At 45.0% G+C, this 15,243-nt stretch carries 10 protein-coding genes and 3 pseudogenes; 12 read left to right on the top strand and 1 reads right to left on the bottom strand.

Going from position 1 to position 15,243, the window contains the following annotated elements; translation table 11 throughout:
* The first annotated feature begins 482 nt into the window (after nt 1–482).
* The 7 genes and pseudogenes from HMPREF2794_RS02835 to HMPREF2794_RS02810 form a co-directional block, all read left to right on the top strand.
* A complete protein-coding gene (locus tag HMPREF2794_RS02835; protein WP_008021340.1) occupies nt 483–1,055 on the top strand; it encodes a UpxY family transcription antiterminator in 573 nt (190 codons plus the stop codon).
* A 99-nt stretch (nt 1,056–1,154) separates the two neighbouring features.
* Nucleotides 1,155–2,357: a GNAT family N-acetyltransferase gene (locus HMPREF2794_RS02830; RefSeq protein ID WP_008021343.1), complete on the top strand. Its 1,203-nt coding sequence runs from the start codon at nt 1,155–1,157 to the stop codon at nt 2,355–2,357.
* Between the two features lie 43 nt (nt 2,358–2,400).
* Nucleotides 2,401–3,522 carry an efflux RND transporter periplasmic adaptor subunit gene (locus HMPREF2794_RS02825; protein ID WP_005809248.1) on the top strand — a complete coding sequence of 374 codons (1,122 nt, stop codon included), beginning with the start codon at nt 2,401–2,403 and terminating at the stop codon, nt 3,520–3,522.
* Nucleotides 3,519–6,632: an efflux RND transporter permease subunit gene (locus tag HMPREF2794_RS02820; RefSeq protein ID WP_009126928.1), complete on the top strand. Its 3,114-nt coding sequence runs from the start codon at nt 3,519–3,521 to the stop codon at nt 6,630–6,632. Before HMPREF2794_RS02825 ends, HMPREF2794_RS02820 begins: the two co-directional genes overlap by 4 nt.
* The gene (locus tag HMPREF2794_RS02815) at nt 6,633–7,991 is read left to right on the top strand and encodes an efflux transporter outer membrane subunit (protein ID WP_005816221.1); all 1,359 of its coding nucleotides are present in this window, start codon (nt 6,633–6,635) and stop codon (nt 7,989–7,991) included.
* Nucleotides 7,992–8,128: 137 nt separating this feature from the next.
* Nucleotides 8,129–8,443 (top strand): annotated as a pseudogene (locus HMPREF2794_RS29385) (hypothetical protein); the annotation flags it as partial.
* Nucleotides 8,440–8,778, top strand: a pseudogene (locus HMPREF2794_RS02810) (SIS domain-containing protein); the annotation flags it as partial. The pseudogenes HMPREF2794_RS29385 and HMPREF2794_RS02810, both read left to right, overlap by 4 nt.
* Nucleotides 8,779–8,878: 100 nt before the next feature.
* Here the strand turns inward: HMPREF2794_RS02810 and HMPREF2794_RS02805 are convergent.
* Nucleotides 8,879–10,153 carry an IS1380-like element IS612 family transposase gene (locus tag HMPREF2794_RS02805; protein ID WP_115474383.1) on the bottom strand — a complete coding sequence of 425 codons (1,275 nt, stop codon included), beginning with the start codon at nt 10,151–10,153 and terminating at the stop codon, nt 8,879–8,881.
* Between the two features lie 165 nt (nt 10,154–10,318).
* Between HMPREF2794_RS02805 and mef(A) the strand changes: the two genes are divergently transcribed.
* The 5 genes and pseudogenes from mef(A) to HMPREF2794_RS27510 all read left to right on the top strand — a co-directional run.
* On the top strand, nt 10,319–11,545 hold the full coding sequence (gene mef(A) / locus HMPREF2794_RS02800) for a macrolide efflux MFS transporter Mef(A) (protein WP_008665090.1): 1,227 nt from the start codon (nt 10,319–10,321) through the stop codon (nt 11,543–11,545).
* A 113-nt stretch (nt 11,546–11,658) separates the two neighbouring features.
* Nucleotides 11,659–13,122 carry an ABC-F type ribosomal protection protein Msr(D) gene (gene msr(D) / locus HMPREF2794_RS02795; RefSeq protein WP_008665088.1) on the top strand — a complete coding sequence of 488 codons (1,464 nt, stop codon included), beginning with the start codon at nt 11,659–11,661 and terminating at the stop codon, nt 13,120–13,122.
* A gap of 117 nt (nt 13,123–13,239) precedes the next feature.
* The gene (locus HMPREF2794_RS02790) at nt 13,240–13,773 is read left to right on the top strand and encodes a GrpB family protein (RefSeq protein ID WP_008665086.1); all 534 of its coding nucleotides are present in this window, start codon (nt 13,240–13,242) and stop codon (nt 13,771–13,773) included.
* Between the two features lie 120 nt (nt 13,774–13,893).
* Nucleotides 13,894–14,628 (top strand): 23S rRNA (adenine(2058)-N(6))-methyltransferase Erm(G), encoded by a 735-nt coding sequence (erm(G), locus tag HMPREF2794_RS02785; protein WP_008021360.1) that lies wholly within the window; start codon nt 13,894–13,896, stop codon nt 14,626–14,628.
* A 397-nt stretch (nt 14,629–15,025) separates the two neighbouring features.
* Nucleotides 15,026–15,240: pseudogene (locus HMPREF2794_RS27510) on the top strand (nucleotidyltransferase domain-containing protein); the annotation flags it as partial.
* Between the last annotated feature and the right edge of the window lie 3 nt (nt 15,241–15,243).

Here is a 15,243-nt window from a genome sequence, read left to right as displayed (position 1 = left end):
TTTATTTCAATATTTATAACTATTGTATTGCGGTGTGATACCGCAACTATAATAAAAAAGTCGGGGATTGTTGAGCAAAAAGGTGTTTCTCTCTTTAAGAGAAACTCTTCGGGATGCAAAAATATGAAAATAACTCCAATTCACCAAATTATATAGCGACTTTTTTACAAAAATGCTAAAATTTGTTGATTTCCGTCAAGCAATTGTTGAGCAAATATGTCTTTTACGATAAAATGATACCTCAATATCAACTGTTTAGCAAAACGATATTTCTCTTAAAGAGAGAAACATCTTTTGCATACCTTTTCCGACCGAATTTTTATGTCGTAAAGAGGGGCTTTGCAGGGGGTGGACTCAGAAAGATGAGAATAGATGACTATTGTAGTTGAAACACATAGAAAGTTGCTGATATACAGACCGATACGCATATCGGGATGAACCATGAGTACGTTCTTTTCTCAAAAAACACATGTCAAAACAGTATGGTGAATGTATTGGACAAGGATAAGATACTGTGGTATGTCATGCGGGCCTACAAGAACGAGAATACTGCCGAAGATCGGCTCTCTAATGAAACGTATGGCTTAGAGTATTTCATACCCAAGCAGAAAGTCCTTCGCACTGTCAAGGGCAAGAAAGTCTTTTTCATGGTACCCGTCATCCATAGTCTGGTGTTTGTGCATGCAAGTCATCAGAAGATTGTTGATTTCAAACACAATTATTATTACGACCTACAGTTTGTCACATGGAAAAGTGGCGGAGAACTTGTCTATCTGACTGTACCTGATGAAGACATGACCAACTTCATCAAGGTGTGCAAGCAGGCAGATGAAGAGGTACACTTCTACAAAATCAGCGAAATCAACAAGGAAAAAGATAAAATCAACATTGAAAAAGGTAAAAGAGTAAGGGTACATGGCGGACCGTTCGACCAGGTGGAGGGCTACTTCATAAAAGTGGCAAAAAAGAGAGGTCGGCAGCTTGTCGTCATTATTCCCGACCTACTGGCGGTTTCAGCTGAGGTGAAGCCGGAATATATTCAAATCATAGACTGAGATTATGGAAACACGAATTACCCCCCCCCGAATTGATTGATACAGAGGGATTAGTACAGGACAGACCGACACAAACGGCCTATTAAAGTTAGATAGAGAATGAGTTTAATTTGGATTGTCAACATCCTGTCGGTATTCTTCCTGTGCGTGTTTTTCGCAGGAATCGTGATACCGCAGATTCTGCTCATCGCCTTCCGCAGGCGACTGTTCGACGAGCCGGACGAGCGGAAGATACATCAGTGTGTAGTGCCTCGCCTTGGCGGTATGGCCTTCAAGCCCGTAGTGTTCTTCTCCTTTGTCCTGCTTTTGGCGGTCAATGTCTCAACCGGACATGATGAGCTGCTTAAGGAAATAGGCGCAGAAGCGTTGCCATTGGCATACGCCTTCTGCGCCATCATCATGTTGTACCTTGTCGGCATTGCCGATGACCTTATCGGTGTGCGCTACCGTGCCAAGTTCTTTATCCAGATAGTCTGCGGCATCATGCTGGTGGCTGGCGGAGTGGAACTGTCCGACCTTCACGGAATGCTGTTCATCCATTCCATGCCGTCGTGGATTAGCATCCCTCTCACCGTTTTCGTTACGGTTTTCATCATCAATGCCATCAACCTCATCGACGGCATCGACGGACTGGCCTCTGGGCTGTGCAGCATTGCCTTCCTGTTCTACGGGATGACCTTCATCTGGTTCCACCAGTATCTCTATGCCATGCTTGCCTTCGCTACTTTGGGCGTACTCATACCATTTTATTATTACAAGGAAATATATATCGAAACCGAACGAATTATCATTCGAAATTTCAAACAGAAGGATGCCGAAGGGTTGTTGGAGTATCTTTCCCATCCGCGTGTGAATTGCTTTGCCGGAGACCGCCTTTGTTCCAGAGAGGCGGCATGGGCATATATGCAGTATTCCCCGAAAGACATGCTGCGCTATGCGGTGAGTCTGAAAAAAGATGACTTTATTATCGGTGACGTGTTCGCTTTGCGTGAGAATGAAGACACTTATAATGTGGGGTGGCATTTCAACAAACGTTTTGAAGGCAAAGGATTCGCTTGTGAAGCGGCAGCCGGATTGTTGGATTATCTTTTCCGAGAGGCGGGCGCACGGCGTATCTATGGATTTGTGGAAGATGACAATATCCGCTCCAAACGCTTATGCGAACGTCTTGGTATGCGCCGCGAAGGATGTTTCAAAGAGTTTGTGACATTCGTAAACAATCCTGACGGCTCCCCAAAATATGAAGATACCTGTGTTTATGCCATTCTCGAAAAAGAGTGGAATACCATCCGTCAGTGGTGACACACCAAACCTATTATGAATTAATACAAAACAAGAAGAAAATATGAACAAGCAATTCATTATCACGAATTTCGCCGCATTTGCTCTCATGCTGTTCCTGCCGACCGGATGCAGGCAGGCGGACGGCAAGCAGGATGCGGTGCAGAGTTATCGGGTCATAAAGGTCGCGGCAAGTCCGGTGGAAATCTCCGAGTCCTATTCCGCCGCCATACGCGGACGGCAGGATGTGGACATCCTGCCGCAAATATCCGGGCGCATTATCCGTCTGAAAGTGAAAGAGGGTGAACGGGTGAAGACCGGTCAAGTATTGGCTGTAATTGACCAAGTGCCCTATCGGGCGGCATTACGCACGGCGCAGGCCAATGTCAGCGCGGCACAGGCAAAAGTGGAAACGGCAAGAATCGAGCTGCGGGGCAAGCAGGCATTGTTTGACGAGAAGGTCATATCCGACTACGAGCTTTCTCTCGCCCGGAACCAACTGGCAGTGGCGTGTGCTGAACTCGAACAGGCAAAGGCACAAGAATCGGATGCACGCAACAATCTCTCCTATACGGAAATCAAAAGCCCGAGCAACGGAGTAGTAGGCACATTGCCCTATCGCATCGGTGCGCTTGTCGGTCCCAATATGGCACAGCCTTTCACGGTCGTGTCCGACAATGCGGAGATGTATGCCTATTTCTCCATTTCGGAGAATATGCTACGGCGATATTCGGCTCGCTATGGCTCGATTGACAGCATGATAGCCGGGACGCCGGAAGTGGGCCTGCAACTCAACGACGGCAGCCTGTACAAGGCGAAAGGACGTATTGAAACCGTAAGCGGCGTGGTGGATCCTGTTACCGGAACGGTACAAATCAAAGCCCTGTTCCCCAATCCCGACCGCGAACTGTTGAGTGGCAGCATCGGCAATGTCATCCTTCAAAACCCGAAAACGGAGGCCGTAACCATTCCCATGACCGCCACCGTGGAACTGCAGGACAAGATTATCGCTTACCGTCTGAAAAACGGACAGGCGGAAGCCGCCTATCTCACGGTGGACCGCCTGAACGACGGCAACCGGTTTATCGTAAAAGAAGGTCTTTCGGTCGGTGACACCATTGTCGCCGAAGGCGTGGGACTGGTGAGAGAAGGCATGAGCATAACCCCTAAAAACGAAACGAAATGAACCTGCGATTTTTTATAGACCGCCCGGTGTTTTCGGGCGTTATCTCGGTGGTGATTGTACTGTTGGGCATGATTTCCATGTTTTCCTTGCCGGTGGAACAATACCCCGACATCGCACCTCCGACCATCAACGTATTCGCAACTTATCCTGGAGCAAACGCTGAAACTGTGCAGAAGGCAGTGATAACCCCTCTGGAAGAAGCCATCAACGGCGTGGAAGACATGACCTATATGACTTCCACGGCATCGAATACGGGCGATGCTTCCATCAACATCTATTTCAAGCAGGGAACCAACGCGGACATGGCGGCGGTAAACGTGCAGAACCGCGTGAACGGCGCGCTGAGCCAGCTTCCGGCGGAAGCCACCAAGACCGGTGTCACCACTGAAAAGCAGCAGAATGCCGAACTGATGACTTTCGCGCTCTATTCGCCCGATGACCGCTTCGACCAGACCTTCCTGAACAATTACTTGAAAATCAATGTCGAGCCGAGGCTGAAACGTATCAGCGGCGTGGGAAAGGCACAGTTGTTCGGTTCCAACTACAGCATGCGACTTTGGCTGCGTCCCGACAAGATGGCGCAATACGGGCTTATCCCCGATGACATATCCACCGTACTCGCACGACAGAACATCGAGGCCGCCACCGGCTCCTTCGGTGCCAATCATCCTACCGCCAATGAATACACGATGAAATACCGCGGACGCTTGTCCGGCGCGGAAGAGTTCGGTGAGTTGGTCATCAAGTCACTGCCGGGCGGCAATGTGCTTCGGCTGAAGGAGGTTGCCGATGTGGAACTGGGCGATGAATACTACAACTATTCCTCCGAAGTGAACGGGCATCCGGCAGCCATGATGCTCATCAACCAGAAAGCCGGGTCCAATGCTTCAAGCACCATCAAGGAGATTCACGAAGTGCTTGACGACCTCAGCCGGGACTTGCCCGAAGGGACGGAATTCGTGGTGCTTACCGATACCAACAAGTTCCTGTATGCTTCCATCAATTCTGTTATCCGGACACTTATTGAAGCGATACTTCTGGTTATCGTGGTGGTATATGTATTTTTGCAAGATATTAAGTCCACGCTTATTCCTACGATATCCATTTTCGTCTCCATTATCGGTACGTTCGCCGTGATGTCCATGATCGGCTTCTCCGTCAACCTGCTCACCCTGTTCGCGCTTGTGCTTGCCATCGGAACTGTGGTCGATGATGCCATTGTGGTGGTGGAAGCGGTGCAGGCGAAGTTCGACGAGGGCTATCAGTCTGCGGTTCTCGCGGCTGATGATGCCATGAAAGGCGTTTCGTCGGCTATCCTGACCTCTACCATCATCTTTATGGCAGTGTTTTTCCCCGTTGCCATGATGGGCGGGACTTCGGGAGCGTTCTACACGCAGTTCGGTATCACGATGGCTGTTGCCGTGGGAATCTCGGCAGTCAATGCCTTCACACTCTCACCGGCACTTTGCGCGCTGCTGCTGAAACCCTATATCGATGAGCAGGGCAACACCAAGAACAATTTTGCAGCCCGTTTCCGTAAAGCGTTCAATGCCGTCTTCGACCGTCTGAGCCGACGCTATGTACGTGGAGTGATGTTCATTATCCATCGCCGATGGCTGTTGTGGAGCATCATAGGCATTTCTTTCGGGTTGCTGGTGCTGCTGGTCAATGTCACAAAGACGGGACTTATTCCCGAAGAGGACACCGGGACGGTCATGGTGAGCATGAACACGAAGCCCGGCACATCCATGGCTCAGACAAGTAAGGTGATGGAGCGTATCAACAGCCGTCTCGACAGCATCGGCGAGATTGAATACAGCGGTGCGGTCGCCGGTTTCTCTTTCAGCGGTTCCGGTCCCTCGCAGGCGATGTATTTCGTGACACTCAAAGACTGGGAGCAGCGTAAGGGAGAGGGGCAGTCGGTCAATGATGTCATCGGAAAGATTTATGCCGCCACTTCGGATATTCCCGATGCCACGGTGTTCGCCATGTCGCCTCCGATGATTGCCGGGTACGGCATGGGAAACGGTTTCGAGCTTTATTTGCAGGACAAGGCGGGCGGAAACATCGCCGCCTTCAAGGAAGAGGCAGACAAGTTTGTCGAAGCCTTGTCGCAGCGACCCGAAATCGGCGAAGTCTATTCCTCCTTTGCCACGGATTATCCGCAATACTGGGTGGATATCGATGCCGCCAAATGCGAACAGTCGGGTGTGTCGCCCGCAGATGTGCTTTCCACATTGTCGGGCTATTATACCGGACAATATGTTTCCGACTTCAACCGGTTCTCCAAGCTCTACCATGTGACCATGCAGGCTCCGGCGGAATATCGTGTGAATGCGGAATCCCTGCACCACATGTATGTGCGTGCCACCGATGGCGGCATGTCGCCTTTGAGCCGGTTCGTGCGCCTGACCAAGACCAACGGCCCGTCAGACCTCACCCGTTTCAACCTGTTCAACGCCATCTCGATTAGCGGGTCTCCGGCTCAGGGCTACAGTTCGGGGCAGGTGCTCGAAGCCATCGGCGAGACGGCACGTGAAGTGCTTCCGTCAAATTACACATACGAGTTTGGCGGCATTTCGCGTGAGGAAAGCAAGACGACCAACAATGCCACGCTTATATTCCTGCTCTGCATGGTTCTGGTCTATCTGATTCTGTGCGCCTTGTATGAGAGCGTGTTCATACCCTTCGCGGTTCTGTTGTCGGTGCCTTGCGGACTGATGGGCAGTTTCCTGTTTGCGTGGCTCTTCGGTCTGGAGAACAACATCTACATGCAGACCGGACTTATCATGATTATAGGCCTGCTTGCCAAGACAGCGATCCTGCTTACCGAATACGCCGGTAAACGGCGGTCGGAAGGCATGACGCTGGCACAGGCGGCATACAGTGCGGCAAAAGTCCGCCTGCGCCCCATATTGATGACTGTGTTGTCCATGGTGTTCGGTCTTGTCCCGCTGATGATGGCGCACGGAGTGGGTGCCAACGGCAGCCGTTCGCTTGCCACAGGTGTAATCGGTGGAATGATTGTAGGTACTTTGGCTCTGTTGTTCCTTGTGCCGTCATTGTTTATTGTATTCCAATATATCCAAGAACGTGTTAAGCATAATTAAATGAAGAAGACAGTAATATATATCATATTGTCGGGATGGATGCTTGCCGGCTGTGGCACATACAGCCGGTATCATCGCCCTGACCTCTCAACGGAGAATCTGTATCGGGACATGCCGGCGGACATTGATACAATGACCATCGCGTCCCTGTCGTGGCGGGAAATGTTTACCGACCCGAAACTCCAGTCCTTGATTGAAACCGGACTTGAACGGAACGCAGACCTCAATGTGGCACGGTTACGCGTGGAAGCGGCAGAAGCCGTCCTGATGACTGCCAGACTATCATATCTTCCATCACTGGGACTGACTGCCGAAGGTAATGCCAATAAACATGACGGAGCAACGGCAAAGACATATAATGTGGGAGCGTCGGCAAGCTGGGAACTGGACATCTTCGGCAAACTTACGGCGGCAAAGCGTGGCGCAGCCGCCGCATTACAAGGAAGCCGTGCCTACCGGCAGGCCGTACAGACACAGCTTGTCGCCACTATTGCAGACAGTTACTACACCCTTGCCATGCTTGACGCACAAATGACAATAAGTAACCGGACTTTGGAGAACTGGCGGACTACCGTACGCACTCTTGAAGCGTTGAAAAAAGTGGGGAAATCAAACGAGGCTGGCGTATTGCAGGCAAAGGCGAACGTGATGCGACTCGAAGCATCCCTGTTATCCATACGCAAGAGTATTTCCGAAACAGAAAACGCCCTGTCTGCGATACTTGCCATGCCGTCACACTCGATTGGACGAAGTGATCTGGCCGAGGCTGCTTTCCCCGATACTGTCTCGATCGGAGTCCCTTTGCAACTGCTTTCCAACCGTCCCGACGTGCGTCAGGCTGAAATGGAACTGGCGCAAGCATTCTACGCCACCAATGCGGCCCGTGCCGCCTTCTATCCCAATATTACCCTCTCGGGAATTCTTGGATGGACTAATAACGGCGGTGGCGTAATCGTAAATCCCGGACAATGGTTACTTAATGCCATCGGTTCCCTGACACAGCCGTTATTCAACCGGGGCGTAAACATCGCCAACTTGAAGATAGCCAAAAGCCGTCAGGAAGAAGCCAAACTGTTGTTCCGGCAATCATTACTGAACGCAGGAAAGGAAGTGAACGATGCTCTGACCGCATGGCAGACGGCAAAATCGCAAATTGAAATCAATGCTCGGCAGGTTGAAACATTATGCGACGCTGTGCGAAAGACAGAATCGCTGATGCGTCATTCCAATACCACCTATCTGGAAGTGCTGACCGCCAAACAGTCTCTTCTCGAAGCGGAAGTGCAACAGTTACAAACTCGTTTTGAACGCATACAAAGTATAATTAAACTTTACCATGCGTTGGGAGGAGGAATGTAACTTTACAAGAATTATAACCTAATACTGAACCATGTTGTGTAATTTTTATATTTCAGTCGTCATAAACTTATAAATAAGTAATTTAGTATGCAAAAACAAATTAAAAAGTCTTCTCTTTTTTTGAAGAGAAGCAACACCTGACCCACTTCGCTACCGAACAGGATGTAGCAGAAGAATTGTTTGAGTTACTCTTAGAAGCGAGAGAACTCTATCTTCAGGATGTGATTTTGAATGGCAAGCGGTATGACCGCTATGTGGATGACTTCATCAACAGTCATCGGTATATCAACTGCAACAGTGCAATTTGCCGAAACTGCCACGAGATGAACATCCACATCGTCAAGGGACTGCTGAACGAATGCGCCCACCTTATCCAGCCTCTTTTTGAGGCATCCGACTTCTCCTTTGAGAAGTGTATGGAGTTACAAAGGAAGTATGACCGCTCGGAACCGTTGCCGCCATACAGTTGGCACGGAGCAAGGGGGCTTTTGTGTATGGCATCTGCAACGTCGTGGGTGCCTCTATCCCAAGAAATACGGATTCCGGGACATACATCCATGTAGGACCTGAGATAGGTGTGGCTTCTACCAAGGCTTTTACAGGACAGGTAACGGTGCTGATGCTGCTTGCCCTCTGCGTGGGACAGATGCGTGGTACTGTGGATGATGCAACCGTAGAGAGGATTGTCCGGGAGTTGAAGAACATGCCCCTATATATCCTAAAATCCGCAAGCAATCTCAATGGCAATCTCAATTGCAGTAAAGAGCTTGAACACTATGCATCATGATAGTATGAGCGTGAATTTTGTCCGATTTGTGCATACCTTCCCCTTACCCCACAATGCGACTTGAGGCAATACGCATATTCTAACCGGAAAGAAAGGATTCTTATCCGAATTCTGTTTTGAAGGGTTTTGCATAAGCGCGGTTCTCTGTGTAGATATTCAGCACGTATTGCCTTGCAGTCATGATCCACTTGGCAGGTACGGAGATGAATCTGAAGACAAAAGCCTTTATGCGACTCGTTTTCTTGAGCCCAAAAGCCTTGGTGTCAAGCCTGCTCATGATGGTTTTGTAGAAATTGTGTATCAATGCAGTAAGCAGAAGAAAGACAGTATTCTCCGCCATGAATGACTTGGGGAGCCTGCTCCAACCGAATCCGTTGTTCATGTCGTCAAAGATACGTTCCTTGCCGCCACGCAGATTGTAGAATTCAACAATGTCCCTTGTCGATGACTTGTAATCGTTGGTCAGAATACAACGGTAAGTGTATTCGCCTTCCCACAGGTCAAGGTCGCCGCTGTTGCGTCTTTGTCTCTGGATGACAAGACGATAGCACTTGCCTTCCCACTTCTCAACGAGAATGGAATTGAGTTCGAACTGGATGCCGTTAATCTCCTCCGTCTTCCATCCTCTCAGAGCAAAGATGTCATTGTAGAGCGAACTGCATCGGTTGGCACGGATGTAGAAAAGTTTGCAATGCTTCTCTATCTCACTGACGATTTCCTTCGAGCAGGAACCGCAGTCTGCCCTGAAGCGATTTACACGGATGTTCTGGGATTCCAGAAGAGCGAAGAATCTCTTATGGGTGTCTGCCTGATGAAAACGCACATTCGTGTTGCCATCGCTGTTCTCGATATAGACTATCTTGTCACCGATAACATATACGCCAGGCCTGTAGCCGAGGAACTTTTTGTAGGTCGGTTTTGCATCATACTTCTCCGTTTCAAGAAACTGATGGTCAAAGTCAACATCGTATTCCTCAATTTCCTTCAACTCGCCTGTAGAAACCAAAGCGTTTATAAGCAATGTGTTGAGTTTGTCTGCAGTATTGAAATCATAGGTCTTGCCTTGGTCGGAAGTATAGGAGATGTTTTCCTGTGTCAGTTCCTTGATGGCTCTGAGGATGGTATCAGAGCTGCATGTACGAAGGGTAGGATGATACGAGAGATGGCGCATCAGTTGTGACGTTACATCTTCCACGCATGAGCCGCCACAGAAATAAACGCTCATCAGCGAACGGACTATCTCGCTGAACTGATATCCGATGATACTGCGGCATCTCTGACCCAGTGTTGAGTCGATAACGGGTGAAAGCATGGAGTCAAATTTCTCCATGATTGAAAAAATTCCTCCAAAAGGTGTGAGTTTTTCGAATTTTATTTGTACCTATGCAGCGCCTTGTTACGATTTTCGCTTGTTTTCTAATTGCAACACTAAGATAAGTGAAAAATCTGACACGGCAAAATCCTGAGCAACTTTTTGTTGCTCAGGAACTTATAAATAAAGTTAAATCAAAGTGTTGCGGAATTAAGGGAGATAATATAAATGGAAAAATACAACAATTGGAAACTTAAGTTTTATACAATATGGGCAGGGCAGGCAGTATCATTAATCACTAGTGCCATCCTGCAAATGGCGATTATTTTTTACCTTACAGAAAAAACAGGATCTGCGATGGTCTTGTCTATGGCTTCACTTGTAGGTTTTTTACCCTATGCGGTCTTTGGACCAGCCATTGGTGTATTAGTGGATCGTCATGATAGGAAGAAGATAATGATTGGTGCTGATTTAATTATCGCAGCAGCTGGGGCCGTGCTAGCTATTGTTGCATTCTATATGGAGCTACCTGTCTGGATGGTTATGATAGTATTGTTTATCCGTAGCATTGGAACAGCTTTTCATACCCCAGCACTCAATTCGGTTACACCACTTTTAGTACCAGAAGAGCAGCTAACGAAATGCGCAGGCTATAGTCAGTCTTTGCAGTCTATAAGCTATATTGTTAGTCCGGCAGTTGCAGCACTCTTATACTCCGTTTGGGATTTAAATGCTATTATTGCCATCGACGTATTGGGTGCTGTGATTGCATCTATTACGGTAGCAATTGTACGTATACCTAAGCTGGGTGATCGAGTGCAAAGTTTGGAACCAAATTTCATAAGAGAAATGAAAGAAGGAATGGCTGTACTACGGCAAAATAAAGGATTATTTGCTTTATTACTCGTTGGAACATTATATATGTTTGTTTATATGCCCATAAATGCTTTATATCCTTTAATCACTATGGAATGTTTTAATGGTACACCGATGCATATTTCTATTACGGAGATTGCTTATGCCTCTGGTATGTTGATAGGGGGTCTATTATTAGGGTTATTTGGGAATTACCAAAAGCGAATCTTATTAATAACGGCATCCATTTTTATGATGGGGATAAGCTTAACCATTTCAGGATTACTTCCCCAAAGTGGATTTTTCATATTTGTAGTCTGCTGTGCAATAATGGGGCTTTCGGTTCCGTTTTACAGCGGTGTGCAAACAGCTCTTTTTCAGGAGAAAATTAAGCCTGAATATTTAGGACGTGTATTTTCTTTGACCGGAAGTATCATGTCACTTGCTATGCCAATTGGGTTAATTCTATCTGGGTTCTTTGCTGATAGAATCGGTGTAAATCATTGGTTTTTACTATCAGGTGTTTTAATTATTGGCATTGCCATAGCTTGCCCCATGATAACTGAGGTTAGAAAATTAGATTTAAAACAAAATTCATAGGAGGGACCATATTTATGTATTTAATTTTCATGTAATTCTTCCTGCTAAAATCGCAGGGTTTTCCCTGCGTACAAGCAAAAGAAAACATGCGATTATAGACAGGAGGAAATGTTATGGAATTGATATTAAAAGCAAAAGATATTCGTGTGGAATTCAAAGGACGCGATGTTTTAGATATAAATGAATTAGAAGTATATGATTATGACCGTATTGGTTTAGTAGGAGCAAATGGTGCTGGAAAAAGCACTTTACTCAGGGTACTTTTAGGAGAATTAACTCCCCCAGGATGTAAAATGAATCGTCTGGGTGAACTTGCCTATATTCCCCAGTTGGACGAAGTAACTTTGCAGGTGGAAAAAGATTTTGCACTTGTAGGCAAGCTCGGTGTTGAGCAATTAGATATACAGACCATGAGCGGTGGTGAAGAAACAAGGCTTAAAATAGCACAGGCCTTATCGGCACAGGTTCATGGTATTTTAGCGGATGAACCTACGAGCCATTTAGACCGTGAAGGAATTGATTTTCTAATTGGACAGCTAAAATATTTTACAGGTGCACTGTTAGTTATTAGCCATGACCGCTATTTTCTTGATGAAATAGTAGATAAAATATGGGAACTGAAAGATGGCAAAATCACTGAGTATTGGGGAAACTATTCTGATTATCTTCGTCAGAAAGAGGAAGAACGCAAGAGCCAAGCTGCAGAATACGAACAATTTATTGCGGAACGTGCCCGATTGGAAAGGGCTGCGGAGGAAAAGCGAAAACAGGCTCGTAAAATAGAACAGAAGGCGAAAGGTGCTTCAAAGAAAAAAAGTACTGAAGGCGGAGGGCGTTTAGCTCATCAAAAATCAATAGGAAGTAAGGAAAAAAAGATGCATAATGCCGCTAAATCCCTAGAGCACAGGATTGCAGCCTTAGGAAATGTAGAAGCTCCGGAAGACATTCGCAGAATTCGTTTCAGGCAAAGTAAAGCATTGGAGCTCCATAATCCATACCCTATAGTCGGTACGGAAATTAATAAAATATTTGGGGATAAGGCACTGTTTGAAAATGCATCTTTTCAAATTCCTCTAGGAGCAAAAGTGGCGTTAACTGGTGGTAATGGAACCGGAAAAACAACTTTAATCCAAATGATCTTAAACCATGAAGAAGGAATTTCTATTTCACCTAAGGCAAAAATAGGTTACTTTGCACAGAATGGTTACAAGTACAACAGTAATCAGAATGTCATGGAGTTTATGCAGGAGGATTGTGATTACAATATATCAGAAATTCGTTCAGTGCTAGCATCTATGGGGTTCAAACAGAACGATATTGGAAAAAGCTTATCTGTTTTAAGCGGTGGAGAAATTATAAAATTGTTGCTAGCTAAAATGCTCATGGGTAGATATAACATCCTACTAATGGATGAACCCAGTAACTTCCTTGACATACCAAGTTTAGAGGCTTTGGAAATACTAATGAAGGAGTATGCCGGAACTATCGTGTTTATCACCCACGATAAACGCTTACTCGAAAATGTAGCTGATGTAGTTTATGAAATTAGAGATAAGAAAATAAATCTGAAACATTAAATTTAAGGTAGTCGCTGATCAGTATAGTCTGTTCTGGCTGGCGGCTCCATTGTTAAAAAGTATAAAGACTTTTTTCTAAAAATATTATTCGTTGAGAATGAGATTGGAGGGTTTATATTGTTTATACGAGTAGTTCCGTACGACCCCTTTTGGGAAGTAGAGTATGAAAATGAATCACAGAAGATAAAGAATATATTGAAGGATATATTGGTGGAGGTTTACCATATTGGCAGTACAGCAGTCAAAGGGTTAGCCGCTAAATCAATCATTGATATAATGCCCGTAGTGACAAATATTAGTTTGGTTGATAAGCATAACAAAGAATTTGTAGCGATTGGTTATGAGTGTATGGGTGAGTTTGGTATTGAAGGACGTAGATATTTCCGCAAAGGCGGCGATAACAGGACACACCAGATTCATATTTTTGAGCAAAGCAATCACAAAGATATTAATAGGCATATAGCAGTAAGGGACTTTCTGCGTACACATCCAGACATCGCTTTAGAGTATGGTGAATTAAAGATGGAGCTGGCTTATCGATTCTCGGAGGATATTGAAGGCTACTGCACTGGTAAGGATGCATTTGTAAAGCAACTAGAAAAGGATGCTTTGCTATGGTATCAAAATAATGAATCATATAAAACACGATAGAAAATATATAAAAGTATGAAAGAGAGGTGTATCCTATGATAGGACCAGATAAGAAAAAACTATATCCAAATGAAAACATAAAAACTGTTTGTTAATGAAATAAATTAAGGAGGGGTTATAATGAACAAAGTAAATATAAAAGATAGTCAAAATTTTATTACTTCAAAATATCACATAGAAAAAATAATGAATTGCATAAGTTTAGATGAAAAAGATAACATCTTTGAAATAGGTGCAGGGAAAGGTCATTTTACTGCTGAATTGGTAAAGAGATGTAATTTTGTTACGGCGATAGAAATTGATTCTAAATTATGTGAGGTAACTCGTAATAAGCTCTTAAATTATCCTAACTATCAAATAGTAAATGATGATATACTAAAATTTACATTTCCTAGCCACAATCCATATAAAATATTTGGCAGCATACCTTACAACATAAGCACAAATATAATTCGAAAAATTGTTTTTGAAAGTTCAGCCACAATAAGTTATTTAATAGTAGAATATGGTTTTGCTAAAATGTTATTAGATACAAACAGATCACTAGCATTGCTGTTAATGGCAGAGGTAGATATTTCTATATTAGCAAAAATTCCCAGGTATTATTTCCATCCAAAACCTAAAGTGGATAGCGCATTAATTGTATTAAAAAGAAAGCCAGCAAAAATGGCATTTAAAGAGAGAAAAAAATATGAAACTTTTGTAATGAAATGGGTTAACAAAGAGTATGAAAAACTGTTTACAAAAAATCAATTTAATAAAGCTTTAAAATATGCGAGAATATATGATATAAACAATATTAGTTTCGAACAATTTGTATCGCTATTTAATAGTTATAAAATATTTAACGGCTAAAAACAATAGGCCACATGCAACTGTAAATGTTTAGTTATAGGTAGGGTAGCATTAGTTAAAATGCTATTCTGCCTTTTAAAAGTATGGTATACATTCCTGAGAGAGATTGGATATGTTCCCGTATACCGATAGTGCCAAAAGCGAAGTGGATATGTTTCCGAGAACGGACGTACTCAAATGACATTCATTCTGTCCTCTCCAGCCACGTGGAAAGTTTAGTTTGTCTGACGAAGCAGACAAACTAAAGCGATATAAATCCTCACGGATTTGCGATATACGCTACATTTCATTCGCGTGCGATATGCCTCTGGCGCGATATGTGCCTTCGGCACGTGAGCGCACTGCGTGCGCATAGGGGCGCGGGAATTTATGTTCGCGTACTTTCCACCACGTTCGAATAGGCGAAAAGAAAGCTATAAAACTGCTTGAAACTTTTTAATATAAACCTGAAAAATACGCCAAAGGGTTAATCATATTTTTGAATTACTCGGTCTTTCACTTTTTGAATGCTATGATATGACCGGGAAGCCTTATAAAGAAGTGAAGAAAATTGCAACGGAGATAAATAACTTTTTAAACAAGGGGAATTCAGATGAAAGAAAACAAATATGATGA

The organism is Bacteroides sp. HMSC067B03, from assembly GCF_001811315.1.
GTDB lineage: Bacteria > Bacteroidota > Bacteroidia > Bacteroidales > Bacteroidaceae > Bacteroides > Bacteroides faecis.
The sequence above is the reverse complement of the archived record's forward strand: the minus strand, read 5'-3'. Positions and strand labels throughout refer to the sequence as shown.

Excerpts from the sequence above, each read along its gene's own strand:
- HMPREF2794_RS02820 (WP_009126928.1), top strand. The coding sequence starts at position 3,519 with ATGAACCTGCGATTTTTTATAGACCGCCCGGTGTTTTCGGGCGTTATC.
- HMPREF2794_RS02825 (WP_005809248.1), top strand. The coding sequence starts at position 2,401 with ATGAACAAGCAATTCATTATCACGAATTTCGCCGCATTTGCTCTCATG.
- HMPREF2794_RS02835 (WP_008021340.1), top strand. The coding sequence starts at position 483 with ATGGTGAATGTATTGGACAAGGATAAGATACTGTGGTATGTCATGCGG.
- HMPREF2794_RS02830 (WP_008021343.1), top strand. The coding sequence starts at position 1,155 with ATGAGTTTAATTTGGATTGTCAACATCCTGTCGGTATTCTTCCTGTGC.
- HMPREF2794_RS02815 (WP_005816221.1), top strand. The coding sequence starts at position 6,633 with ATGAAGAAGACAGTAATATATATCATATTGTCGGGATGGATGCTTGCC.